Annotated in this window: 18 protein-coding genes and 1 tRNA gene; 9 read left to right on the plus strand and 10 right to left on the minus strand. The window is 51.0% G+C overall.

Features of this window, described 5'->3' with window-relative positions:
• Positions 1 to 12 precede the first annotated feature (12 nt).
• From porN to HMPREF0636_RS01970, 6 genes are read right to left on the minus strand one after another with little or no spacing between them, the layout of a single operon-like run.
• Positions 13 to 1,020: a type IX secretion system ring subunit PorN/GldN gene (gene porN, locus HMPREF0636_RS01945; RefSeq protein ID WP_162147886.1), complete on the minus strand. Its 1,008-nt coding sequence runs from the start codon at positions 1,018 to 1,020 to the stop codon at positions 13 to 15.
• Between the two features lie 24 nt (positions 1,021 to 1,044).
• Positions 1,045 to 2,589 carry a type IX secretion system motor protein PorM/GldM gene (gene porM / locus HMPREF0636_RS01950; protein ID WP_044168151.1) on the minus strand — a complete coding sequence of 515 codons (1,545 nt, stop codon included), beginning with the start codon at positions 2,587 to 2,589 and terminating at the stop codon, positions 1,045 to 1,047.
• 4 nt (positions 2,590 to 2,593) lie between these two features.
• Complete coding sequence (gene porL, locus HMPREF0636_RS01955) at positions 2,594 to 3,478, minus strand: type IX secretion system motor protein PorL/GldL (RefSeq protein WP_044168153.1); 885 nt, start codon at positions 3,476 to 3,478, stop codon at positions 2,594 to 2,596.
• Positions 3,479 to 3,509: 31 nt separating this feature from the next.
• Entirely contained in the window at positions 3,510 to 4,943 is a 1,434-nt protein-coding gene (porK, locus tag HMPREF0636_RS01960) for a T9SS ring complex lipoprotein PorK/GldK (RefSeq protein WP_081748376.1), read from the minus strand.
• A 15-nt stretch (positions 4,944 to 4,958) separates the two neighbouring features.
• Complete coding sequence (locus HMPREF0636_RS01965; protein WP_044168154.1) at positions 4,959 to 5,921, minus strand: PorP/SprF family type IX secretion system membrane protein; 963 nt, start codon at positions 5,919 to 5,921, stop codon at positions 4,959 to 4,961.
• Positions 5,922 to 5,943: 22 nt separating this feature from the next.
• Positions 5,944 to 6,165: a DUF2795 domain-containing protein gene (locus HMPREF0636_RS01970; protein WP_005467333.1), complete on the minus strand. Its 222-nt coding sequence runs from the start codon at positions 6,163 to 6,165 to the stop codon at positions 5,944 to 5,946.
• Between the two features lie 471 nt (positions 6,166 to 6,636).
• On the opposite strand from HMPREF0636_RS01970, the gene HMPREF0636_RS01975 reads away from it, so the two are divergent.
• On the plus strand, positions 6,637 to 7,422 hold the full coding sequence (locus HMPREF0636_RS01975) for an SDR family NAD(P)-dependent oxidoreductase (RefSeq protein ID WP_044168155.1): 786 nt from the start codon (positions 6,637 to 6,639) through the stop codon (positions 7,420 to 7,422).
• A 162-nt stretch (positions 7,423 to 7,584) separates the two neighbouring features.
• Here the strand turns inward: HMPREF0636_RS01975 and HMPREF0636_RS01980 are convergent, their stop codons facing one another.
• Genes HMPREF0636_RS01980 through HMPREF0636_RS01995 form a run of 4 tightly spaced genes read right to left on the minus strand, consistent with a single transcriptional unit; the run spans position 7,585 to position 14,204 of the window.
• Entirely contained in the window at positions 7,585 to 8,820 is a 1,236-nt protein-coding gene (locus HMPREF0636_RS01980) for a DNA/RNA non-specific endonuclease (RefSeq protein WP_044168156.1), read from the minus strand.
• A gap of 9 nt (positions 8,821 to 8,829) precedes the next feature.
• Positions 8,830 to 10,566 (minus strand): DUF5689 domain-containing protein, encoded by a 1,737-nt coding sequence (locus tag HMPREF0636_RS01985; protein WP_044168158.1) that lies wholly within the window; start codon positions 10,564 to 10,566, stop codon positions 8,830 to 8,832.
• Positions 10,567 to 10,599: 33 nt separating this feature from the next.
• Positions 10,600 to 11,418: a DUF5689 domain-containing protein gene (locus HMPREF0636_RS01990; protein ID WP_044168160.1), complete on the minus strand. Its 819-nt coding sequence runs from the start codon at positions 11,416 to 11,418 to the stop codon at positions 10,600 to 10,602.
• An 11-nt stretch (positions 11,419 to 11,429) separates the two neighbouring features.
• Positions 11,430 to 14,204, minus strand: a complete 2,775-nt coding sequence (locus tag HMPREF0636_RS01995; protein ID WP_044168161.1) for a TonB-dependent receptor — start codon at positions 14,202 to 14,204, stop codon at positions 11,430 to 11,432.
• Between the two features lie 143 nt (positions 14,205 to 14,347).
• On the opposite strand from HMPREF0636_RS01995, the gene HMPREF0636_RS02000 reads away from it, so the two are divergent.
• From HMPREF0636_RS02000 to HMPREF0636_RS02035, 8 genes are all read left to right on the plus strand, one after another.
• Positions 14,348 to 15,400, plus strand: a complete 1,053-nt coding sequence (locus tag HMPREF0636_RS02000; protein WP_044168163.1) for an endonuclease/exonuclease/phosphatase family protein — start codon at positions 14,348 to 14,350, stop codon at positions 15,398 to 15,400.
• A gap of 378 nt (positions 15,401 to 15,778) precedes the next feature.
• Positions 15,779 to 16,567, plus strand: a complete 789-nt coding sequence (locus HMPREF0636_RS02005) for a shikimate dehydrogenase family protein (protein WP_044168165.1) — start codon at positions 15,779 to 15,781, stop codon at positions 16,565 to 16,567.
• Positions 16,567 to 18,852: a translocation and assembly module lipoprotein TamL gene (gene tamL, locus HMPREF0636_RS02010; RefSeq protein WP_248616855.1), complete on the plus strand. Its 2,286-nt coding sequence runs from the start codon at positions 16,567 to 16,569 to the stop codon at positions 18,850 to 18,852. Before HMPREF0636_RS02005 ends, tamL begins: the two co-directional genes overlap by 1 nt.
• A gap of 60 nt (positions 18,853 to 18,912) precedes the next feature.
• Positions 18,913 to 20,271 (plus strand): dihydroorotase, encoded by a 1,359-nt coding sequence (locus tag HMPREF0636_RS02015; RefSeq protein WP_044168169.1) that lies wholly within the window; start codon positions 18,913 to 18,915, stop codon positions 20,269 to 20,271.
• Positions 20,272 to 20,633: 362 nt separating this feature from the next.
• Positions 20,634 to 20,704, plus strand: a tRNA-Cys gene (locus tag HMPREF0636_RS02020).
• A 338-nt stretch (positions 20,705 to 21,042) separates the two neighbouring features.
• The gene (locus HMPREF0636_RS02025; RefSeq protein ID WP_044168171.1) at positions 21,043 to 22,212 is read left to right on the plus strand and encodes a site-specific integrase; all 1,170 of its coding nucleotides are present in this window, start codon (positions 21,043 to 21,045) and stop codon (positions 22,210 to 22,212) included.
• A 44-nt stretch (positions 22,213 to 22,256) separates the two neighbouring features.
• Entirely contained in the window at positions 22,257 to 23,498 is a 1,242-nt protein-coding gene (locus HMPREF0636_RS02030; RefSeq protein ID WP_044168173.1) for a tyrosine-type recombinase/integrase, read from the plus strand.
• A 286-nt stretch (positions 23,499 to 23,784) separates the two neighbouring features.
• Positions 23,785 to 25,563 carry a hypothetical protein gene (locus HMPREF0636_RS02035; RefSeq protein WP_044168176.1) on the plus strand — a complete coding sequence of 593 codons (1,779 nt, stop codon included), beginning with the start codon at positions 23,785 to 23,787 and terminating at the stop codon, positions 25,561 to 25,563.
• Positions 25,564 to 25,760: the final 197 nt, after the last annotated feature.

A 25,760-nucleotide genomic window follows, 5' to 3' on the forward strand; every position in this document is an offset into this window, starting at 1 on the left:
GTGGTGGAGGGCTTAGCCTCGGTCACGGATGGAGCGTGTCGTGGAGCGTCCACCTTTGGAGGACTTGGAGCTGGGTGAAGCCTTCGGTGTAGGTACCTTCTTTGCCTTTTGGGTAGAGGGACGATGCTTTAGGGTGCTATCGGGGAGGAAGAGACGAGAGCCGAAGGCCTTTAGTTCGTCCTCGATACGTGTCTGTTCCTTCTTCAGGTCCTCAGCGGAGGTGGAGGACTGCACGAGACTACGCCCGAGGAGATGGTCTGCTCTGACAATCTCGCCCTCATAGAGGTGTAGGGTGAAGAAGTCATCTAGCGAAGCACGCTTAGCTGCATTCTGCTTGGATAGAGGGATGAGCTGATCACTTAGGTAGGGCTGTAGAGCTTCGTACTCAACCCAGAAGAGGGGCATATTCACAGCACCATAGTCCCCGACAGTGGAGAGGATAGGGCAGAGGGCGAGCACGAGTCGGTCGTAGGTAGAGGTCGCTTCGTCGAAGAGGTAGGCTTCCTTGAGGTAGTAGCTCTTGACCTCGGTGGTGGGGAGGTCACTGGGCTGGATGGTGAGCACTTCCTTTGCGCCCTTGCCCTCGACCTTGTAGGGGATATGGAAGCGATCTAGGAAGTCTCGGTAGGGGAGTAGGTGCGCTTCGTCGAGCTGCTCCTCACCATCCAGGTATTCATAGACCCGTAGCTTGCCTGACTGATAGAGCTGGCAGATCTGTGCGAAGAGGTTCGCACGTGTCGGGGTCGTGACCTCGGGATAGTAGAGGGGGGCGTTAGCAGGAGTAGTGAGGTCGATTAGACGATAGACACTGCGTAGCCATGAGGCAGACTGGAGAGCATTAGCTATACGTCCCTCTTCGTGAACGAAGGTGCGGGAGGTAGAGGGCTGAGCCTTCGGAGTCTCGAGTGTCGCCCTTGCACCCTTGCGTACTACTGGGGTGCTGGGTGTGGAGACCTGTGCCCAGAGGGGGGTAAGGGTGAGGAGGTATAGCGAGAGGAGGGTGAGGAGTATCTTCTTCATATTCGTTCGTCCTGAGGAGGACATTTAGCCGATGATGAGCTCTAGGGAGGGGAGCTTGCGCTCGATGCCATCAGGGCCACGAGCGATGATGTCTGATATGTAGAGACGCTTCCCACGGGGAGCGGTCTGTATCTGTCGGATCTGTCGGGGCGAGAAGGTCGCTCCACTAGAGACCTCGGGGATGGCATTGCCCATAGAGTCAAAGGCAATGAGCTGGAAGCGTACGACCGTGTAGCTAATATCTAGGAAGGAGTCGTCGATGGCTGCACGCACTCCGCCTGCTGCGAGCAGTGCCTGCTTGGCTATCCGTCCACCTCGGAAGCGACTCTCTCCCCCCTCGGCGAGGGCTATATAGGGAGAGGGATCGGGTAGGCGGCGCACTCGTAGCTTAGTCTGTGTGATGAGGCTTGTCTTGCCACCCTCACCTCGTGCAGAGACGGAGATAGTAACCTCACCTAGCTGGTTGGGATGAGCGACCCAGAGCTCTCCTCGGCGGGTAAGCGTACCACTGCTGATAGAGGCTGTGAGGTCTTGGGGGGCGATGCCTGGGACAGCTATCTTGATCGGGTTGTCTATACCGGAGTAGAGGACGTTCATCATCACAGGGGCGATAGTCGCCGTCCGCTCAATGACGGTGTAGTTTGTCGCAAAGGGAAGGCGCTCCGTGGAGCCGTCCCCTCGGTCTGCCTCTACATAACCCTCTACGGGGAAGGTACCCGTCCTAGGGGTAGGTAATGAGAGCTGTCCCCTGAGTGTCGGAGAGAGAGGAGCACCATTGACCACGATGTGGGGCTGTCTCGTCGTATCTGTACTGCTGAGGACGATACGTGCTCGGTAGGGCTCACCACTGAGTACGATCCTGCTGTCGGGGATTACCTGAGCGGTGAGTAGGCTGAGGCGGTAGTCATGGGCATCGATGCCCTGGAGGAGTTCGGTGAGCCCTTCGTCCTCGGTATGGCGGATGTTGCTCTGTAGGTGGGATAGGAGGGTGAGGGCAGCTATGGCAGGCATGTTCTCGAAGTTTGCACTCTCCCAGCTCTGGCCACCTCTTCCATCCTTCGTCGCTAGTCGTGCTGTGATCTGAGCCGATCGAGGGCTACCACCTAGTAGCTCTGTGACCCAAGTGCGGTACTGCTCTAGGCGCTTCCTTAGCTCCTTAGCTCGTGGGTGAAGGGGGGAGAGCATCACGACGGACGAAGCCGATAGGTCATCTAGGTGACGAAGTGCATCTGCCCGCCCCTCTCGTCCGTCAGCCTCCTGAGCGATGAGCTCCTTGAGACTCTGGATGTAGTGGTATAGGGAGTCGGAGCGTAGGCGTAGCTCCTCACTGCGCTGTCGCCAAGCGGAGACCTTATCGGGGTTCGCCTGATAGGCATGGTCCATATCTTGGCTTAGAGCCTTGTTGCGCTGCTCCGTAGTGGATATGGTCTGCTGTAGCTCTCCCTCTACCTGAGAGATGCCATCGAGTACCTCAGGGGATACATTGAGCGCCATCATAGCGATGAAGACAATGTACATGAGGTTGATCATACGCTGTCTATTGGGATTGCCCCTGCTGCCTACAGCCATATCCTTAGCGTGCTATGTGGTCGTCTTGATCGGTGGGAGAGGCGGTGTAGGGAGTATGCGGTGCGCCCGGAGTGGTCATATTCACCGTGAGGGCTCGGAGCAGGCGTGCATATACGTCATTGAGCTGGGTGAGCTGCTGGGTAAGGTGTGCGCTCTCCCTACCGAAGGCCTCGCTATCGGGTAGTCCCCCTTCGTACATCTTTCGGATGTGCTGGAGCCCCGAGTTAATACGATCGATAGTCTCTACTTGGCTACTGATGCTCTTGAGCTGTAGCTCATAGATGGCATTGAGCCCCGTGACGTTGCGGGCAAGGCTCTCCATCTCCCCGAGGTACTGGGTAGAGTGCTGGCTCATCTTGCTGTAGTCGAGCGCCATCAGTTCGTATCGCTTCGTCATCTCGCTAGATACTGATCCGATGCGTGCCAGCTGTGCAGCTGCCTCCCCGAGGCGGTCAATCGCCTCACGCAGGTGCTCCACTTCCTCTGAGGATATCGTCTGCTGGCTGACTAGTGGCTGTGGACTCTGTGATGCGCATGTCTCGCTCTGGATAACTGGGGCACCCTGCTGGGCTCGCTGGATGAGAGCCTCTCTGCGTGAGATGGACTCGGAGAGGGGTACCTCCTCTGCTCCCCGAAGTTCGGGAAAGACAGCCTCCCAGTCATAGCTCTTCTCTGGGCGCTCAAAGCCTGAGATGAAGAAGACGACAAACTCTGTGAGCATACTGACCAGCAGTATCTCGTCACCATATCTAATATGTAGGAGCTTGAAGAGAGCCCCGAGGATCACGAAGGCAGCGCCCCAAGAGTAGAACCGATTGAGGATACGCCTACCTCGCTCACTGGCAAGGAACGTCTCTAGGCGGGAGAGCAGACGGGGATGTGCAGACATATTCAGTAGCTATATCGGGTAGTGGTTGTATTTACTTGGCGAACTCCACGGCGGAGCGTACACAGCGGAAGCCGATGTACGAATGAGCCTCACTCTGTGCTGCTCGGCTGCGGTTATTGGCCTGTATGTAGCGGGCTATATCCTTCCATGAGCCCCCCTTGATGACCTTCATCGTGCGACTGATGGGATCCTTGAAGTCTACATGGCCACGTAGCTCGGGATTGACATCGTTCACCTTGCGTAGGCCAGAGGCACTCCACGAGGTGCTCGTCCACTCAGCTACATTACCTGCCATATCATACAGCCCGAAGTCATTGGGGGGATAGGAGGAGACACGTGCCGTGATGAGGTGCTTGTCTGCAGTGTAGTTCCCATCGCCGGGCTTGAAGTTGCCTAGTAGGCAACCCTTAGGGGCACGAAGATCCTCCGAGCTCCAGGGATACAACAGACTATCTACCCCCATACGGGCGGCGTACTCCCACTCGGCCTCTGTCGGCAGACGAAACTCCTCCACGACCTGCCCCTCGGGGAGCTTCAGGCCAGCACGGTAGGTAGCTGTGCGCCAAGCGCAGTAGGCATCTGCCTGCTCCCAGGTCACGCCGACGACGGGGTAGTCGTCGTAGCCGGGATGGCTGAAGTAGCGGGTGGTGTAGATCTCATTGCGGGAGTTGGGGAAGTCATTAACCCAAACCGTCTCATCGGGTAGGACAGGGACTATGTAGGTGCTGAGGAAGTCGTATTCGCTCGTCAGCGGACGGGTGATCGTCTCACGGACGATCTTGCCCGTAGCATCTAGGTAGGCTGTGTCCTTGGTAATCAAGACGGGGGCGTTAGGCGAAGGCGTCCACTCTGGGTTGGTCTGAGCATGACGTAGCCTATTGCGCCATAGGGCTGCTGCCCGATGGTCGTACCGCTCGTAGCGGTAGTTGAGCTGTGCAGGATCTAGCTTGCGCTCTCCTGTGATGGGATTGGTGTAGTAGAGGCTTTGTAGGGCACGAAGCTCTTCGTCCGAAGCACGCTTCTCCGAGGGGATCGGGCGAGACCAGTCGAGTCGTGGGGAGATGGGCTCACCATACTTGTCCTCGGTGATTTTGTAGCTCTCATCACCTCCGTAGGCTGGGTCGGCTAGTCGCTCTCGTAGGATCGAGTCTCTTACGTAGTAGACGAACTGGCGGTACTGGGCATTGGTCACCTCGGTACGATCCATCCAGAAGGCATCTACCGAGACCCCACGTGAGTGTGCGGGATCACCCCATAGGCTGTCTGGTCGCCGCTCTCCCATGTGGATGTGTCCCCGAGGGATGAGTACCATGCCGTGTGGTGCAGGTTCATTCCACGAAGCCAGACGCGCCACTGTCGCATCGCCTCCCACCGCTCGCCGTGAAGAGCCACAAGAGAAGGCAAAGACACAGAGTGGCACAGCTACCATAAGGCGCAGAAGTTGCATAGGGATCATCCTCTTCATCTCGTACTATTTTGGTTAAAGTAATCGCACACTCTTGTAATGCGTTGGTTTATTTGTAGACCTCGTGAGGGGGAGGTTATAGCGAAGAAGGAGCTCATGCTGGTACTGCCTCTCCCGTCTCGTGATGCACTCGCCTTGGTAACCGAGGAAAATACCTCCGATCGTCGCCCCAAGCTGCACGCCCAAGGCTCTATCCCAACGATAGATAAGCCCTGCGGTAAATCGATTACGCCACCAAGCACCAAGCCCCATGTCTATTCGGTAGCCCGACTCATCGTGATACCGAGCCAGTAGCGAGGGCCTCCAGCTAAGTCCCGTCTCAACTCTCCCTAAATATAGGCTCAGACTCGCCATATAGCTACGTGGCAGGTGTACTTGATAGCGGTCAGAGAATGATACCTTGGAGGCAAAGAGATGCAGCGCTGACAGCCCTAGAGAGAAACGTTGCTGTTCCCAGAGAAGCCCGACTCCAAGGTCAAAGGCTTTCCCTTCGACCTTTGTCGTTGGGAGCTCTGCGTTCGTGATCCCCTCTGCTATTGCTCTTGGACCATCGAATGTAATACGGCTCAGTCCTCCCTCTAGCCCAACCTGTATCCGCCCCCCTCGAGGAAGGCTCTGTAACCAAGCATAGCGAACTGAGAACTCCGTGTCGGTGAAAAGCCCTCTCGTGCGTCCGATGACCTGCCCCCCTACCCCATGGCTACGCCCAAGGAAGGAAACAGGTAAATCCATCATCACTGCGTAGAGCTTGCTCCGTCGTTCGGTGTAGGAATACAGCCCCATCAGCTGCTGGCTCTCCGCACGTGCAATTGCGGCGGGATTGAAGTATGGCAGTGCCTCTTGCCACTGCCGAATCTGCGGATACTCCTGTGCTGAAAGCCCAGAGTAGCCTATTAGGATGAAAACCAAGTGAGTCCCCCCCTTCAGGATAATCCTCTGAGCGCAGTCGCATAATCGTCTGAGGGGGGCTTGCTTCATCTTGGGGTCAATATCTGTGGAGTTAGTACTCTTCTTCGTCGAAGAAGAAGTCTTCCTTGCTTGGGTAATCGGGCCAAATATCCTCTATCGATTCATAGAGTTCGCCTTCATCCTCCATCTCCTGCAGGTTTTCGATGACTTCGATAGGCGCACCAGAGCGCTGGGCATAATCGATCAGTTCATCACGGCTAGCAGGCCATGGCGCATCTTCCAGCTTGGAAGCGAGTTCTAAAGTCCAGTACATAGTTTACTCTTTTGTTTATAAGTAGTTATAGGTGCCTCTTCGCACGCTATAAGGTGCAAAAATAGCAATTCTTAGCTTAAGGCTCAACCCCTCTATAGTACGAATGAATACCACACTCCTAAAATCTCTTTTTACGAGTTACCATAACTCACTTAGACGACTTACCATAAGTCGCTTAAACGAGTTACCACAACTCTTTTCAACGAGTTACCATAACTCTTCACAACGAGTTATAGCAACTCGCCAAGGCTCATATTTAACCCAACATATAGCATTGACTATTAATCGATTAAAATCACCCTCACAAATAGCATTTGCTTCTCCCCCACCCCCTCCAAACTCTACTATGCCAGCTCATGGGATACTTCTCTCGAAGAGAAAACTCTCCGCCCCTCTTCTTCCCGAGAGAGCCAACGGCAACCCTCTTACCCTTTTATTTGTTGATAGAATAGCTGATATATCAAATAAACAATGAGAAAAGTAGCGCTTATCACAGGAGCGTCGAGCGGGCTGGGGCGTGAGCTGGCACGAGTACACGCCTCCCACGGAGGTGACCTCGTCCTCGTTGCACGTCGCACGGATCGACTCCAAGAGCTAAAGGAAGAGCTAGAGACAACGCATCGAGTAGAGGTCTTTGTCCTCAGCCAAGACCTTTCGCACCCCACTGCAGCTCGCATGATCTATGACACCCTGCAAGCGGAGGGAATACAGATAGACTACCTCATCAACAATGCTGGTCTAGGAGGTCAAGGGAGCTTCGCTGAGCGGACGATGGATGAGGATATGAACCTCCTGTCTGTGGATATCATCGCTCTCACTCGGCTCACTAAACTCTTCCTCCCAGACTTTCTAAAACGGAAGTCTGGACGTATCCTGAACGTCTCTTCCACAGCCTCGCTCACCCCTGGCCCCTACCAAGCGACGTACTTTGCCGCAAAGGCCTATGTTACCTCACTCTCTGAGGCTCTCTGGATGGAGACCCGAGGGACGGGGGTAACTGTGACATGTGTCCTGCCAGGTGGGCTAAGTACCGAGTTCGGAGCGCAGGCCGGTCTAGAGGGTACGGGACTTGCTCAAGCCCTTATACAGAGCCCCTACAAGGTTGCCATCGATAGTTACCAGGCAATGCTACGAGGCAAACGGAGAATCATCTCAGGGGTTACTTGGTCGCAACGATTAGCTCTGAAAATGATCCCCTTCATGCCAAAGATCCTCATCCTAGTAGCAGCACTAGGACTAAACAAGAAGGAGGCTTAGCCGAGAGGTATATGCTCCAGAACTAAGCCCTCGGTTCACAATAAGACAATAATACAGGAGGCCCAATCCCTAGAATGGGGATTGGGCCTCCTGTATTATCTATATGCTATCATATCTCTCCGTGGTGGCTTGACTGTAAGAAGCAATCCACGAGGAGAGAGACTATATACCAGGCCAATGGGCACGCATGCTGGGATCTGAAGGATCCTCTGCCTCGAACTTCTTCTCTATATCGTCAGGGAAGTTGTGGAAGAGGTCGATACCGAGCTTCTTCTCTAGTTCATCGATGGAGAGGGCAACCGTCATCATCGGGGTCTTCATATCCCATTCCTTGTGCTCAAGCCAGAAGGCTAGTCCATGGTAGGCGTCTCCCTTCTTGACGACCATAGCCATCCAGTAGTACTTGGGGACGACAATGTGCCCCTGCACCTTGGTGTTCTCGACTTGGTCGTCACGGATGGTGCCACCCTTAGCAACATAGAGGACGTCACGGAACTTCTTGTTACGTCCCCAGCTCTGTACCTGTTGCTCCAGCTTGCTCCAGTACTTCTGGTTAAAATTAGGGAGCTGTGGACTCATATTGCTGTAGTAGAACGTCTGCATGTTTGCCTCCCGACTATAAACACGGTCATGGGAGGCCACGAGGTGCCCACGGTCATAGCCACTGTTCCTAAACATGCTCTCGGTAGAGTACTGCTGAGGAATCATAGGATCCCACTTCCAGGCGTCAGTACGCTTGACAGCTGTCTCCGAAGTAATATCGTCAAAGGAGAAGCAGACAAAGCGGGGATGTCGCTTATCTGCATCATACTCCAGCGAATAGTTCACAACGTTATTCGCCTTGTGGGTGATATAATAGTTGTTCGATCCACCAGCTAGCGCTGGAGCCTCAAGAAGAGTCACATCCCCTAGGATATGCTCTCCACTAGGATCTGGAGTCGGGGGATTGGGGTTAGGATTGGGAGAAGGAGGAGGAGGAGGAGGAAGAGGGGCTGTACCCTGCTGTGTGATGACAATCGTGTCAGCTAGTGAGCCTGAACGGACGATGAGCTTGGCTTCACGTGCCGGTCCAAGGTTCTTCGACAACTGTACAGCGATATCTAGAGGGCGAGCTACAGCCTCACCACGAGTACGCTCTAGGGTAATCCACTCCTTAGCTGTCTCAGGGGAGAGGTGTAGTGTCCAGGCAGACTCAGATTGCAGACGCACGAAGAAGTTATCCCCCGCATTCGTAGCTGCCTTCACCTTCGAGGTAGAGGAGGGCAAGCGTAGCTGTAGAGGACTTGTTCGGCGTATAGGCTGCTCCTTGCGCTGTGTCGTGCAGGCCATAGCTAGAGCTATGACCCCACCGACCATGAGCGATAGGAGTAACGTATAGAGTTTATTTGGGGAAATCATAGAGTAGACTTATCTTTTGTTGAAGTACTTCTCAATGAGCTCTGCCAGCTTGTTCTCATTTGCTTTGCCTATGCTGGTTGATTCCCACTGATTGGCATCGAAGGTCGTCGCTGGAGCATTGATCTCGATCTTGCGGTGTAGGAAGACGTCCTTGCCCGCACCGACATTCCCATTGAGCCATATATTGGGATAGGAGCCAATCACATCGATGACTTTGTCACCCTTCTTGAGGGCTAGAGGGTCGTTACCATTGAAGTTGATGACATTCTTGTCCTTTATGCCCTGTGTGTACTTTTGAGCATCTGTGTGCTGATAGATCATAAAGCCCTTTGCTGGAATCTTGCCTGTGAGCTTGAGATCATGGGGCTTGCCTGCCTTATCCGTGTGGCCATCTGAAGTGTATAGCTGCATCACGAGGGTGTAGGCGCTGAGGTCGATCTCTTGGTCTGTAGGGTTGTAGAGCTGAATGTACTTCTCGTAGCTAGTCCCTTCGGCATAGACTACGAACATGAGATCTGCAGTCCCTGGTGAGGGAGGCGTAGGAGGATTGGGAGTAGGAGGTGTAGGAGGTGTGGGGGGTGTGGGGGGTGTGGGGGGATTGGGAGTATTCTCAGTGCAACGAGTACCCTTCAGACCATCGAGATCCTGGAGGTTACGTATCCAGAGGTTGTAGTATCGGGTCTTGACCTTTTCTTTGTTCTCTGCTACACTGGTTTGGATAATCCCTACGATACACCCATTCTTATCCGATGCGATAGCAGAGCGTAGCGCCTCAGGAGCATGACCTGAGATGGGTGCAGAGAGTATGCTGACACCCTGTGGCGTAGCTGTGACGCAGTCGGTAAGGTTATTGAAGTATGGGCTAGGAGCCTTACCCCCTACGCTCTTGTTGGGGTTAAGGGCGTTACCTGGTGTCTGGAACTGAATACCATCTACAGCAATGAGGATATTGTCGTACTTACCTGCATAGATATCCGCTAGCGTCACAGTCTTGGGTTGGATGGTGACGACCTCACTAGTAGCGGTTACAGCCGTCTCATCTGTCACGGCACTCATATCGAGCTGGAGTGAGCCCTCTTTATAGCGAGAGACCTTACCACCCTTGGCCTTGATGGAGAAGACGGTACCTGGCTTCCATGCCTTATTGGCAGCAGACTTGAGTCGGATGGTGATACCGACCTCACCGGCCTGTAGGATGATATTCCTATTCGTGGCGAAGTTGTTGCTCTCAATGTCCGTGATGAGCGATGCCTTGAGCACGACATCTTCGTCTACAGTTACTTCCTTGCCTTGGTCATATTTCTTGATGAACTCAGCAAGGGCTGTCTCATCAAGGTCACTTCCTCCAGGGTTGGAGTTATCACCAGAGGCTTGCTCGATGGTATAGACCTCGGTGATGCCACTGATCTTGAAGATGAGCTGCGTACGGCGAGCGCGAGCAGAGCTATTGGGAAGGACTCGTACGGCGATGTCAAGGATGCCTGCATCACCCGAGGTGGGGTTGATACTGACCCAGTCAGCCGTAGAGCTTACCTCCCAGCGACGGTTGGTCTCTATATGTAGGGTGAGCTGTCCACCCTCCTTGCCTAGAGAGAAGGTCTTATCGTTCTTCCCGTCCTTGGTGATTGTGTAGCTGGGCTTGGAGTAGGTGTCGTCGTTGTCCTTACAGGAAGCAAAGCCTACGGATAGTAGCACACAGCTCAGAGCGGCGAGTGACCAGCGGAGAATAGCTTTCTTAGTCATCATACTAGGAATTATAGGATTGTCTTGATGTGATTTTTAGAAGCGTGGAGAGGTAAGCTGGACGTCACTCTCACGGAGGATAAGGAGCTGCGGGGTATCCCCGAAGTAGTTGAGTATGCCCACGACACTCCCTGATCCTTCGGGGAGGGTCTTGCCTGCAAACTTAGCATAGCTACTGGTACGTACGACTAGGGTCTTACTCGAGCGGTCAGTGAGGGTACGACTGACACTGGCGATCTTGGCCTTCTGCTCGGGACTAGCATAGGTCTGCCCCAGCTCAGAGGTGATAAATTGTACCCCCTCTATACGTACGAGTGTAGAGGCGTACTGCTTGCTGAGCTGGTCGATGGTGAGTGTACGGGGCTGAAGCTCCTCTGCACCTAGGCGATGTAGGGCTAGAGGTACGAGCTTCTCGGGATAGAAGGCTGTCTCATACTTGGGATCCTTAGAGCGGTATCCCAGACCTATCTGTCCACCATAGGAGCCTAGGGTGAGCCCCTGGCAGAGGAGGAGGACACGTGCGCCCTGTGGATAGAGGGTGTTGAGGCTACCCATAGCGAACTTCAGTTCGATACCACCTGTCTCATCCTGTATATAGCAGTTCTTGTATAGGTTACCCTCGCTATCATCAGACGCCATGATGGCAGAGACGACGACAGGGCTACTGAGGGTCACTCCCCCCTGCTGATAGAGCGCCTTGAGCTGGCTGATCGTATGGGTAGGTAGGGGAAGCTCCTGACCTGGGGTAGCAGGTTTGTAGCTCGGGGCGGGTACCTCGTTGTACTTCTCACAGCTCACCAGCGAGAGAGAGCAAAGCGTGAGGAGTGGGAGGATATACTTACCTAGAGATCTCATAATCACAAAGCTTAGAATTGTAGGGAAGTGTTGAAGAAGAAGGTCGTCCCATATACGTAGGAGATCTTACTGTCGAAGGGCTGGTGAAGCTGCTGTACCCCATTGTCATCGCGTAGCGTACGTATGCGTAGCTGCTCATAGCCACTATTGGGCAGACGCTTATTGTTTAGGAGGTTGCTCACCGAGAGGTTGAAGCGTAGATACGTATTGTAGTTAATCCTCCAAGAGTAGCTGGCGAAGACATCTACCGTGAAGCCATCCTGTAGCTTCTCAGGCAGGATGTATCGCTCGGGCAGAGCACTGCGACCACGGTCGGTACGTACTAGAGGAGCCATGGAGACGAAGTTACGACCAAAGTAGTTGGCATTGATCCCGAAGTTGGCATACCAAGGTGAATAGTACGTCAGCCCTAGGGTAGCAGCGGTCTGCGGAGTGCCACTGATATTGAGCCCCTTCCAATAGACAATGTCCTGGTCTACGATCTCGTTGGAGTTATCGATGGTCTGGACATAGGAGGGGTTATTTGCATACCTATATTGCCCGAGAGCTAGAGCCGCATTTGCCGTGAGGGTAGGAGAGAGCTTAGCCTCGAGACCAAGCTCTACGCCTGCGTGCTGAGTGGCAATACCTGTAATCGTATAGTTTGAGAAGGAAGCACGGGTATCGTCGTAGAAGTTCACGTTCTGCACGTGGTCGGCGATGTGGGTGTAGAAGGCCGTCACACGCCCCCTAAGCCAGGGTAGACGTACGAGGTAGGAGGCTTCCGCAGTGAGTATCTTCTCGGACTTGGGGTTGCTGATATAGCTGTCTCGTGTCCGAGGAGAGATGAAGAGATTACGGAAGGTAGGAGCCTGCTCGATATACCCGAGGTTAGCCTGCAGGTAGTGGTGCCCCGTGATCTTGTAGGTTATCCCTGCCTTGGCTGCTAGGTCATTGAACTTAATATGGTCTGAGTATCCAAAGGAATTATCAGGGAATAGCCCTCTACGCTGCTTCCCATCACGCTGGAGAGCTGTGTGAGTGTAGCTTAGTGCCGTGTAGGCATCTAGTCTAGGAAGGCGATAGGTGAGGTTGAGCCAGGCTTGATAACGGCTAATACGTGAGTCGTAGTCGTAGCTAAAGCGATCCCCCTTCTGGGCGATACGATCGGGGTGATTGAGGTCTACCTGACTCTTGGTTGGATCTCCACCGAAGTCTCGCTCGGCGAACTTATCGATGTCATGGACGAAGTCAGCCCCGAGGAGGTCTGCTACCTCAGAGTAATTCTCAGTGACGTTGGTGCGGGCATTCCCACCTGCGTTTACTTCGAGCCAAGAGAGGGGAAGCCAGTCCATCGTGGTAGCCCAAGCGAACTCCCTTTGGTCTGTACGCCTGTCCTCGACCATATAGAGGGCCTTCTTACCTGTGGCAAGGACGCGCCCAGAGGCATCACGCACTGTCGTCTGATTGAGGCGGTTGATTTCATAGAGACGATCCCAGTCGATGTACCGAGTGTTGGGGTCAGTATGCCACAGCTCCTCGTAACGAGCAGCTGCAGAGGGATCCTGATCCTTGGGGTCAGCCATGCGGGTGAAGTAGGAGGGAAGGTAGCGGTAGTAGTCAGGGCGAGGGTCTGGAGCATTATACCAGTTCAGCGCCGAGTACGCATTCTTCCCAAAGCGATAGCTGAAGGTGGTGTGTAGGTGGAGGTTCGATAGCGCGTTGGAGTAGTAATGGTTGAGCTGTAGGATGGGCTCGTGGTTACTACGTACTCGAGCATTACGCCATTTCCCTCCTTGACGACCAATATTAGGGTTGTAGAAGTTTGAGCCAACTAGGTCGTAGGCCTCTTGGGTAGAGGCGCTGGCTATCCCTCGGCGGGTGGGGGCACCTAGTGCGATGAAGCTCACGCTATTCATCTCGTCAAACTTCTTTTCGATCCCGAGGAAGTAGCTCCAAGCATCATAGAATTGCCCTCTAACATAGGAGTATTGTCCGTTGCCAGCTCTACGGGCTGCACTTAGGGCTAGTGACCAGCCACCCTTCATCTCACCTGTTGTCCAGGTGAAGGCCAGACGTCCCGTATAGGTACGGTTACTTAGCGAGGCTGTCGCTCTGCGCTGTGCTCCGTACATGGAGGGACGCATCGTCACATTGTTCGTTACGCCTGCGTTACCGAAGGATGAGGCTATGGGCTCAAAGCTCTGCGAGGTCTCCTGTAGTCGTGTGACATCGTTGAGCCCACCCCAAAGTGACCAGGGAGAGTAGCCGCTGTTCAGATCATTCATCGCTACCCCATTGAGCATCTGCTCGCTGTACTGAGAGTCGAAGCCTCTGTTGCGGAAGCGTGCCGTGCTGAAGACGTAGCCAGAGGCATTGAGGAAGGGATCCTTGGAGGAGGTCAGCAGAGTTACCTTATCCTGCGTACCGACCTCACCATCATCAGTGTCATCCGTTAGGAGGAGGTCATCATAGAGACTCTCGCGCCCTTGTGGTAGAGGTGTGAGTTTAAGCTCAGTGGGTAAGGTGGTGTGAAACTGGTCTTTCACGTACTCGATTTGTCGGGTCTCGTAGCCCCCAGCACTTAGGGTAAGGGTATAGCGCCCATTGGGAAGGTCAGAGAGACGATAGGTGCCATCCATGGACGTCTTTAGACGCTTCGAGACGGGTCCATAGATGCTAATCGTAGCCTGAGCAATAGGCTTACCGCTCTTACCATCTAAGACCTTTGTCTCCCCACCCTGCTGTGCTAGGGCTGTACCCCCTATGAGGGAAGCGCAGACGAGTGTGGTAATAAGTTTATTCATGCATCTACACGTTAGGTATAATGTCCATCCCTAGAGGATAGTAGAGCATTATAGCGAGTGATAATTATTACTTTTGCACTATAAAGATAACTATAAAGATATATAATACACTGGATATTCACTAAATAAATACTCCAACAAAGATGAATCGATCCTTCCTCACACTCCTGCTCACACTCTGTCTATCAGTTCATTGCCTTTCTGCGCAAGCTAAGAAGCAGGTGCGCCTTACCGTAGCTTTCTACAATCTGGAGAACCTCTTCGATACCATCGATGGAGATAACAATGACGAAGACTTTCTCCCCGAGGGAAAGAACCAGTGGACCCAAGAGAAATACAAACAGAAGCTCCACAACATGGCCTATGCCATCAGTCAGATAGGTTCCAAGAATGGCCCTGACATCATCGGCCTGTGTGAGATGGAGAACCGCCAAGTGCTCCAGGATCTACTTGCCGAGCCAGAGCTTCGTGACCTAGGCTATGAAATCGTTCACTTTGACTCTCCTGACAAGAGAGGCATAGACTGTGCACTCTTCTATCGGTCTAAGTACTTCCAGCTCCTAGATGCTCGTCCTCACCCCGTACGCCTCAAGGGCGAGGAGTATATCAAGACACGCGATGTCCTTGAGGTCAATGGCCTACTTCTTGGTGAGCCTGTCTCCTTCCTTGTCTCTCACTGGCCCTCTCGTGTCGGTGGCGAACAAATATCGCTACGTCGGCGTATGCAGGCAGCGCAAGTGATGCGAAGCGTCACAGACTCCCTACTGCAGGCCAACCCTGCACACAAGGTCATTCTCATGGGGGACTTCAACGACGATCCTACCTCTGCCAGCGTCGTGCAGGGACTAAAGGCCAAGGTAACTCCTGAGGATCTCGCCCCACAAGACCTCTATAATCCTATGGCTAAGATCCATGCATCAGGCCGTGGCACACTCGCCTATCGTGATGTATGGAATCTATTTGATAACCTTGTGGTGACTGCTAACCTCATCGGTGGAGCTGACACCTCTCTCCATCTCCTACAAGACAAGAAGAGTGGGGACTATGCCTATATATACAGTGCGGACTTCCTCACGCAAAAGACGGGGCACTTCAAGGGCTATCCCTTCCGTACCTTCTCCTCGGGTCGCTTCCAAGGTGGCTATAGCGACCACTATCCCGTCTACCTCTATCTGACCCGCACGATCGAGGAATAGGGTTATCATCCTAGAGGCTAAGGCGACTCTTCCCTTTCGCTATCTCATAAGGAGACCTTCCCCCGAAGGCTCCCAACCTACCGCTGGTGCACCTCCCCCCAAGGGCAAGGTTCACCAGCGGTAGTCGTTCTATGCCGTCCTCTTATACATCTCTCCACAATCTCTCTAGAGGTACCGAGGAAACCTCTTCATAGGTACCCTCGGTACCTCCAGAGAGGTTACGGGGAAAACTACAGAGAGGTTACGGGTATACCTCGGGAGATGTTGCTCAGAGCCCTGACATAAAGCTCCGTCATGAGCCCCCAAAGCCTGTGCTGGGCACGTTGGCTGAGGGAGCAAGATATGAATTGTTGTATTTTTGTTCCATAGACAGAGCTGATGGCACCACAGAGCGGACAGGATCACCAGAGCAAATCCCCCCGAGGCTCGGGGCGCAAGTACGGCCTGATAGGCCGGACACTTGCCCACTCGTTCTCCCCTGGATATTTTGGGGACTTCTTCGCTCGTGAGGGGATTGATGCGAGCTATCTACCCTATGAGCTTGCCTCGATCGAGGAGCTTCCCAGCCTGCTCGCCCGAGAGCCCGATCTCTGTGGGCTCAATGTCACGCTCCCCTACAAGCGAGAGGTTCTTCGCTACGTGGATGTCCCAAGCCCAGACGTAGAGGCACTACAAGCGACCAACGTCCTTCGGATCAGACGAAGCGCCACAGGTCAGACTCAGGTCTACGGCTATAACACGGATGTGGAGGGCTTCAGACGTTCCCTATTTACCTGGCTAGGTGGGCAGAGGCCACGAGCATTAGTCTTCGGGAGTGGAGGGGCGGCCTCGGCTGTACTTCGTGCCTTATCCTTACTTGGGTTAGAGGGGCAACAGGTCAGCCGTCACCCTCGCCAAGGGATGATCGCCTATGAGGAGCTCCGAGGAGGACTAGCCAAGGAATGTCGGCTGTGGATCAATGCCACCCCCGTTGGACTTTGTCCCGGAGAGCTCCTTCCCCTACCCTATGAGGCTCTGTCAGATCAGCACCTCTGCTACGACTTGATCTACAATCCTTCCCCCACGGCCTTCCTCCAAGAGGCTCAGCAGAGGGGGGCTCGGATCAAGGACGGACTAGAGATGCTCTACATCCAGGCGGATGAAGCTTGGAAGATATGGAAGCTTTGATGAAGAATTATAGATACGCTACACTTGCTCTTCTCCTCTTAATCCTCACCTCTGCCTGCTCCACGGCTAGGCATGTGCCAGATGGGAGCTACCTACTCTCCTCAGTGAAGATCCAGATCGACTCACTGACACCCTACGAGCGAGAGCAATTGGGGGATCTAGAGCTGTACCTAACGCAGCAGCCCAATACCCGAATACTCGGATTATTCAAATGGACGCTCGGTGTATATAGCCTAAGCAACCCGAAGAGCAATAGCTTCCTAAATAGGCAGCTACGTAAATGGGGGGATCCACCTGTCTTGTACAGCGAGCAAGAGGCAGAGTTTGGACGAGCTAACCTTACGGCTGCCATGTACAATGCGGGCTACCTCAAAGCCCAAACGACACTGGAAGTAGATACATCTGCCTATAAGAAAGCCAAGCTCCACTACCACATCGAGCCTGGCCCGCTCTTCTATGTCGGGCATGAAGAGGAGGTACTAACCGATAGCCTTGCGAAGGCACTACTCTACCCTAAGGACAGTCTTCATCAGATGAGGCTCTTCCGTGGCGAGAGCTATACCTCACACCTCTCTCCAGGATCTGTACTTTCGCCGCAAAACATGCAACGTGAACGTGAGCGCATCTCCCAGATCCTGATGAACCGAGGCTATTACAGTTTCTCCTCCGATAGTGTGCGCTACGAAGTGGATACACTTGAGATAAAGAACGCTTGGGTACGCAAGACAATCTCCGTCCCTCAGCAAGTGTACCGCATCGGTCAAGTCAGCTTCAAGCACGAGGGTAGCGAACGCGAACGTCCCTTCAGACAAGATAGCCTAGGGGGCATTGCCTTCTCCATCGACCCCAATCACTACATACGACCAGGCGAATTAGCACACCGCATCTGGGTGCGCCCTGGCACACTCTACAGCCAGCAGAATACCTCTCGCACCTATGCAGCACTCTCCGACCTAGCCCCACTGAGGAACATCTCCCTACGCTACTATATAGACTCACTTCGAGGGGATTCCACACTCCTCAACTGTGATATCATTACTGCCCCCGAGCCGAGTAAGAGCCTCAGTGGTGACATCGTTGGCACGAATTCCTCCGGGAACCTCGGTGTTAGTGCCTCACTGACGTTCCAGCACAACAACCTATTCTCTGGGGGGGAGCAGTTCCAGCTCCAGCTACGAGGAGGCTATGAGGCCTTCAGTAGCCGTGTGGATGACCACTACAGCTATGGGATAGAGAGCTCTTTAAGTTTCCCAAGGCTATTAGTTCCCTTCCTCAATTCCCGAGGACCCTCAAACTACCAGTCAGCTACCAATCTCAAAGTGAGCTATGACTACCATGGTCGTCCAGAGTTCAGTAGGGATATTTTCTCCCTCGAATGGGGCTATAGCTGGCATAGCCATTATACACCTGCCTATCGTCACCACCTCAAAGTGCTGGATTTAGACTTCCTCCACTTCGTTTATGTCAATGAGAGCTTCCGTCAGTCGATGCCCCTCATTACTCAGATCTTGAACTATCGGGATCAGTTCGTCTTGGGGGCCTCCTACCTCCTGCGCTACAACTCGCTGAATGACTATCGTCTTTCCTCCTCTCCGTGGGTACACAACCTTAGGCTGTATCTACAGTCCTCTGGAGCATTGCTCTACGGACTCTCCGAGGCTCTGGGTAGAGAGCGAGACGGATACGATTCATACAAGTTCTTCGGGACAAACTTTGCACAGTTTGTAAAAGGAGAATTTGACTATAGTGGGCTAAGGAAACTCGGTGAAGGTAATGCCGTTGCCTACCATCTAGGTTTGGCTATAGCCGTACCCTATGGGAATAGTCAGTTTGTTCCTGTGGATCTTCGCTACTTCGCTGGGGGAGCAAACAGCGTACGCGGTTGGGGTGCCCGAAGCCTTGGTCCTGGTAGCATGCCACGCTCTGCCAGCAGGTCAATCTTTGACCAAGTGGGCGACATCCGCCTCGAGCTCAGTGCCGAGTACCGCATGCGCATCCTAGGGCCAGTTCAACTAGCACTCTTTGCGGACGCTGGTAACATCTGGACGATACGTCCGTACGAAAACCAGCCCAAGGGTGACTTCAAGTGGCGTACGTTCTATAAGGAGATTGCTCTTGCCACAGGGTTAGGCTTGCGTTGGGACTTTGATTACTTTGTCTTGCGTTTTGACCTCGGCTCTAAGCTATATGATCCTCAAGCGGAAAATAACCGCCCTTGGGTGATTACCTATCAAAAGCTAAGTGATCTTGTGGCACTGCACTTTGGTATTGGTTATCCTTTCTAGTCGTATTCACCCTAGGCTCTCTATATCATTCCTTCCCCATAGCTCATCAATCTTTTACTTATGCGACAGCTCATACAAAACGCTACGCTCGTCAATGAAGGGCGTAGCTACGTTGCCTCAGTTCTTATTGAAGGGGCTACCATCTCCAATATATATGAAGGCAAGGATACCTACCCAGAGGGACTTCTGCGAGAGGTAGATGACCTTGTGCAAGGAGAAGGGCTACTCCTCGTACCAGGTTGCATTGACGATCAAGTACATTTCCGCGAACCAGGGCTAACGCACAAGGCCACCATCGAGAGTGAGAGTCGTGCTGCTATTGCTGGAGGGACAACGTCCTTCATGGAGATGCCCAACACCAAGCCCCCGACAACGAGTCTAGAGGCCTGGCAGTGGAAGATGCAGCGTGCAGCCGAAACCTCATGGGCCAACTATTCTTTCTTCTTTGGAGGTACGAATGACAACGCAGACGAGCTAAAGCTCATTGACCGAGCTCACACACCTGGTATCAAGCTCTTCTTAGGCTCATCCACGGGGAACATGCTCGTGGATAATCCTAGTACCCTAGAGCGTATCTTCTCAGAGACTGACCTCATTATCGCCACGCACTGCGAGAAAGAAGACATCATCCAAGCTAACAAAGAGCATTACCTAGCGACCGTCGGTGCTGATCATCTGGATATCCACTACCATCCACTGATACGGAGTGCAGAGGCTTGTTACCGCTCATCGAGTGAAGCAGTAGAGCTGGCAACCCGCCTGGGGAGTCGCTTACATATCCTACATATCTCGACAGAGCGTGAACTCTCTCTCTTCAGAGACGATATTCCCTTACGAGAGAAAAAGATTACAGCTGAGGCCTGCGTGCATCACCTCATCTTCACTGACGAAGACTATGCCCGGCTAGGGAATAGAATTAAATGGAATCCGGCAGTCAAGACCCGGCACGACCGTGATGCCCTACGTCAGGCAGTGCAATCAGGTAAGATTGATGTCCTCGCAACGGATCACGCCCCTCACCTCCTCTCTGAGAAGGAAGGTAATTGCCTCACAGCAGCCAGTGGTGGCCCCTTGACACAACACGCTCTCATAGCCATGCTTGACCTGGCTCAGCAAGGTCTCTTCACCCGAGAGGTAGTCATTGATCGCCTGTCACATAAACCCGCAGAGCTCTTTGCTATACAGGGGAGGGGCTACATCAGGGAAGGCTACTACGCCGACCTCGTGCTCGTAGATCCACATACATCCTATACAGTGACTAAGGAGAACATTATCTCCAAGTGTGGTTGGTCTCCCTTCGAAGGACACACGTTTAACCATAGCATTGTGCGAACCTACCTCAATGGACAATGTGTCTATCGCGATGGGAAGCTACAGCCTCAGCGCCCCACAGCGGAGCCTCTTCTCTTCGCTCGGTAAAGCCCCGCTCACTGTAATAAATTCTCCACAGATGGAACACTCACTTAAACCCATGTAAGTCAGTATTATAACCACCGAATAGCAGAGCAGTGAGTTACCATAAGTCGGAGGGGCATGACGAGTTACCATAAGTCGTCTCAACGACTTATGGTAACTCGTTTTAGAGAGTTGTGGTAACTCGTTAGAGCAAGTTATGGTAAGTCGTAAAAGCGAGTTATGGTAACTCTCTACAAGGGTATTTTTGAGGGAGAGTTATTCTATCATAAGAGTTTGATTTTTAGAAGTTACCACCTCCATTTATTCACTACATTTGCGTATACAAAAGGTTTTTCCTTACTTTGCACCTCAAAGCCACAGCATAGGGTTCCTTGGCCGAGTGGCTAGGCACCGGTCTGCAAAACCGTTTACGGCGGTTCGAATCCGCCAGGAACCTCAAATAAAGCTCCAAAATCCTTGATTCTAAAGGGTTTCGGAGTTCTCTTATAATAACAGGGTCGCAAATAGGGTCGTAACCTCCCCCTCTCATTCCAACTTGTGCACGCCTCACCTCTAGATGCACACGCTGATTATTTCACCTTATAAGGGGAAAAAATACCATCCCATTTTAGCTCATCACGAAGTCTTCTCTCAATAGCACTCTCCACACGGCTAAACAAACCTAATGTAGCCTTCTACCTTTATACCTCTTCCTTCAAACGGACATATCACGCTTATTTCCTGACAATTACCGAACTTAGTGTATGGAATACGATCATTCAAAAGCAAGTAAGAATGTCAGAATACACTATCAGTAAGTCCATCCGCAAGGATAAGCCTATAAAAAAGAATGGTAAATACCCTATAGATCTTCGGGTACGGGTGCGAGATAAGGGGATACGCTTCTCAACAGGGTTTGATGTGCGCCCCGACGACTGGGATGATAAGCACAAAGAGGTCAAAGAAAAAAGTCTACGACTTATTCTTGACAAGCAGATTTTCGAGCTTGAGTTAGCCATACACAATGCCATCCTCGAAGGGAAAGAGCTATCTATAAATCTCGTTCGAAGCCTTTACAAAGGGAAGGAGGAAGCCAAGCCAGAGCAAAGATCCTTCTATGAATACTACCTATCCTACGTAGAAAGGAGACGCAAAGAAGGACTCAATAAAGAAACGATACGTGTCTACCTCACAACCTACAATGTCCTAAAAGCATTTCGAGACAAAGTGCGTATCTGTGATGTCACCCTGGACTTTATAGAGAAGTTCGATGCCTATATGAGAGACGTTAATGGAAACTCTGCAGGAGGAAGAAACCCCAAACACAAGAACATACGTACAGTTCTTCTAGATATAGAGAAACATCGTATTCCTATTGAGAATCCTTACAAGTGGTTTAAGATCGCTCAATCAAATGCGAGAGAAGTTTACCTCAATAAAGATGAGCTACAGAAGCTAAGAGATGCTACTCTATCTCTTGAGAAAGATAGCACTGACTACAATGTACTACAGATGTATCAATTCTCTTGTTTCTGTGGGCTACGTTTCTCAGATACTTTGGACTTAGAATGGAAGGACATAGACTTTGAAAATGGCATCATCCACAAAACGATGATAAAAACCAAGAATGAAGTCATAACACCAATCTTCCCCCTTGCGAAGCGTATACTAGAAGAGAGGCTAAAGGAGACAAAAGGTATTGGGAAAGTATTCAAATGGTTTGCAGAACCAACCTTCAACAAAGCACTAAGGAAATATGCTAAGCTCATTGGGATAGACAAACACATAACCTATCACAGCTCTAGACACACCTTTGCAACCCTACTCGTAATAGACAACGTGGATATATACAAGATCTCGAAATACCTTGGACATAAGTCGGTAGATATGACCCAGCGCTATCTCAAGTACAATCTATCAATAGCTAAAGAGCTAGCCAAGGATATAGAGACATTTAGCTCTTGATTTGAGCAATAGTGCTATCTTAGTCTGATATTCAGTGATAGAGAATGGCAATAATCAAGAAACAACGGGCAACACTATTCTTACCCAAAGACAAGAAGAGAAAGGACGGGAGCATCCCCCTATACGTGAGATTTAAGCGCGTGGGCACATTAGAGCCGAAATACAGCCTTAATATCTCAGTGCAAGAGGGAGAGTGGGATGACGAGCTAAAGAGGTCAAGGAACGTGCTTAATGACGCTTTAATACAAAAGGAAAAAGCTCGTATCGACTTATGCCTAGAGCAAGCATTCATTACTCAGCAGGAACTTACCAAGGATGATCTTGATAGGATCATAAAGGGAGATAACCTCCAACCACCAAGAAAGAGTAGCTCTTTCTACGATTACTGGGAGGAGTATGTACGTACGGGCATGGATAGGGGCTCATTGTCAAATAGCACAAGAAGAGGCTACCACTCTACACTTTGGGCTCTCAAGGGATTCAAATCAGAGATTAAAATAGGGGATATCTCTCTATCTCTTTTGGAGCGATTCGATAGCTATCTACTCTCCAAAGCAAGAAAAGATGGCAAGGGTGATATTCCCGGAGCTCGAAAGAATCACTTTAAACGTATCTCTTCCGTCATAAGCTACATACAAGCTTTAGGAGTAGATTTACCCAACCCCATTAAGGAGAAAGCATTTAAGCTTCCCAAAGAACGGCAAAATGATGTATACCTCACAGAGGATGAATTTCTTAAATTCCTAGATCTCTGCACGTTTGGTTTGGAGTATGATTTGGCGGAAGATGGAGAGAATCGATTTAATTCTTTGGTGATTTTCATATTCTCTTGCTTTACAGGCTTGAGGATTAGTGATGCTACATCCTTAAGATGGGGAAATATCGATATTTCAGATGAACAATCCTGGATCCTAAAGCTACAAACAAAGAAAACTGGAAAAGAGGTCATAATCCCACTGCCTGATCGTGCCTATCTATTACTCAAAATATACTCTCCTGGGGGAGAAGAGCTAAAGGAAATCTCAGATGAGTTTATCTTCCCCTTTCGCAATCAAAATAAGATAAACAAGTATCTTCAAGATGCAGCAGAGCACTTAGGGATAGGCAAACATATCACATTCCATACAGCTCGCAGAACACTAGCAACCCTTTTGGCAGAAAAGGGCATCTCGGAGTACTTTATCGCCAACATCCTGGGACATTCATCTACAACAATAACGGGAAGATATCAGAAATGGACAGAAAGACAAGCTAAGACACACAAGGATAGACTCTCAATCATCTAACTAAGCCCACCCATACAAGAGTGCAACTCTAATATCTCCATTGGATAATTTGCGTTACCTTTGTTGAAGCCCTACGGGGCGACATATTAGAGAAGTGCCTTGCTCATCGAAATCGCCAAATTCTCGTAAAGCATATCAAGGTACAGATGCTCCTCGTATAGGGTGGGCTTCTGTCTGCGTATGCTTAGGTGTTTGGCGATACCTGATGAGAGCGGATGGTAGCCCACTTTTCTTTAGGTGAACTCTATTTTCTCTCAGTGGCTATCTAGAGAGGTTTCTGAACGAAATGAGAAGCTCTAACGCATTTGAGACATTAGGACTTACGGTTAATCCCAAAGCTCTATTTGAAGACTCTTGCCATGAGGCACATAGCATCACCCAGGATGAACGGATACTCACATTAGCTCATCTAGTTTGGGCTGGCTATCATATCAAAGATGAAGCCTACCGATACCTAACAGAGAAGCAAGCACCCAAAGGATTTGAGCGCTATAATGCTGTACATAGCACACTCCTTTCTGTCGGTTTTGACGTGATGCTACGTGTGCATAATAGATATCATGCGGATAAGACAGATAGAGATATCGTAGACCTGCTAGATTTCATCAAATCACACGAACATTGGAAAAAAATACGCAGACTATCCTTTGAAAAATACGCAGACACACTAGAAGGAATACTCTCTAAATGCTTTTCTATGCGCGAGAAGCTCCTCGCAGACATAGGAGAACGCCCTCCCTACCGCCCTTTACTCGAGCCAAGGAACCGGGGGTCCATCTATCATCGCATAATAGACATAGACAGCAGGCTTGAGCTAGCTACAAGCACTAGCTCTTGGAGCTATCAGGGTCTATACAATTCGTGGGAGCAAACCACACTTAAATTACTTAAAGAGGCAAAATCCTATAACCTCCCACCTCATATCGAGGGACATCTGAATCCTCAAATATGGGATGCATCCACACACAGACATAGCGAGCTAGCTTTAGCAAAGAAGTACTTCCCAGCAGAAGATACAGAGTTACTCAAAGATAATGACAAGGCTTGGAGAGAGCGGGTGCTTGCTTTTGCGACCAAGCAGGCAGAGGCTATATGGCTACAATCCCCTCTTTTCGATGAGCCTGTCTACGTATGGTACACTAACTATACCGACAAGCAAGCTCTGCATACAGATCGCTTACATAAGGAGGCTATAGTCTCTATCTGTGTACAAGACTATGCCCAGACGGGTAATGATGAAGGTCACCAAGAGTACTTCGACATGCTTGTTGCAGGAAAAAGTATGGCTAGACCTAAGAAAGGCAAATACATCCAGGACTTCATTAGTCTAGCCAATAGGGTCAAGGAGCAGGATGTTCTTGTTGTAGCTTCCTATAAAGGGCATCAAGATCTACGTATTGGACTTATTAAACAGGGTACAGAGTTTTATGTTGAACAATACGAAGGCTACCGACTCTACTGCTTCAAGCTAAAGAGTGTCTATTGTACCCCTCGTTGGGGCATGCTCCATGCCAGCCTTAACCCAGCAGATTATCCGATACTTAAGAATCTAAGTCCCAATAGTGGGACTATACACCATGTAGTTAATCAGCGAAAACGGCAGGCTGTTTATAGAGCCTACTATGGTATTGTGTACCCATATCACTACAGCCTCCTATCCGATGAGGCGACAGAAGATATGTGCAAATTGTGGCTCACATCTGAACATGCGGAAGCGTATGACCTATATCTTTTACGACCTGCCCCTATGTATGGAGGAACAACTCATATAGTAGATATATGGGGTATATCGTATGGAGATACAGAGATACTTGCCCAGATAACAACAAGCAATAACACAAGCCTGATTGAGAAAAAGGAGAAGAAACTTTTAACTCTATCTAAGCACAATACAAAGTGTGTGGTATTTGCGAACTATCTATTTAGCAAAGAGCAAGAGAATTGGGGCGAAAATAGACACCGCATAAGCCTCAGGCATGTTTGGCAGGATCTCTATGACGGCTCAGAGGAGGAAAAAGAGAAGATGCAAGCACTCTGTCAAATTGAATACAAGCAGACAAAATAGGCTCTAGGAGATCATCATAGTCTACAGGCAGTGAGGGGAGGAAAAAAAATTCCTCCCTTCATTTATTTATATACCAACCAATTACGACCCTCATTGAACAGTAAAATACATTTCACCGATGAAGTAAAGCACCTTTTCTGATATAGTATAGGAAGAAGAGTGGGAAAATCCCCCTCCGTATGGTCTAAAAAAAGAAA

The sequence above is a fragment of the Porphyromonas catoniae ATCC 51270 genome (assembly GCF_000565015.1).
GTDB classification, from domain to species: domain Bacteria; phylum Bacteroidota; class Bacteroidia; order Bacteroidales; family Porphyromonadaceae; genus Porphyromonas; species Porphyromonas catoniae.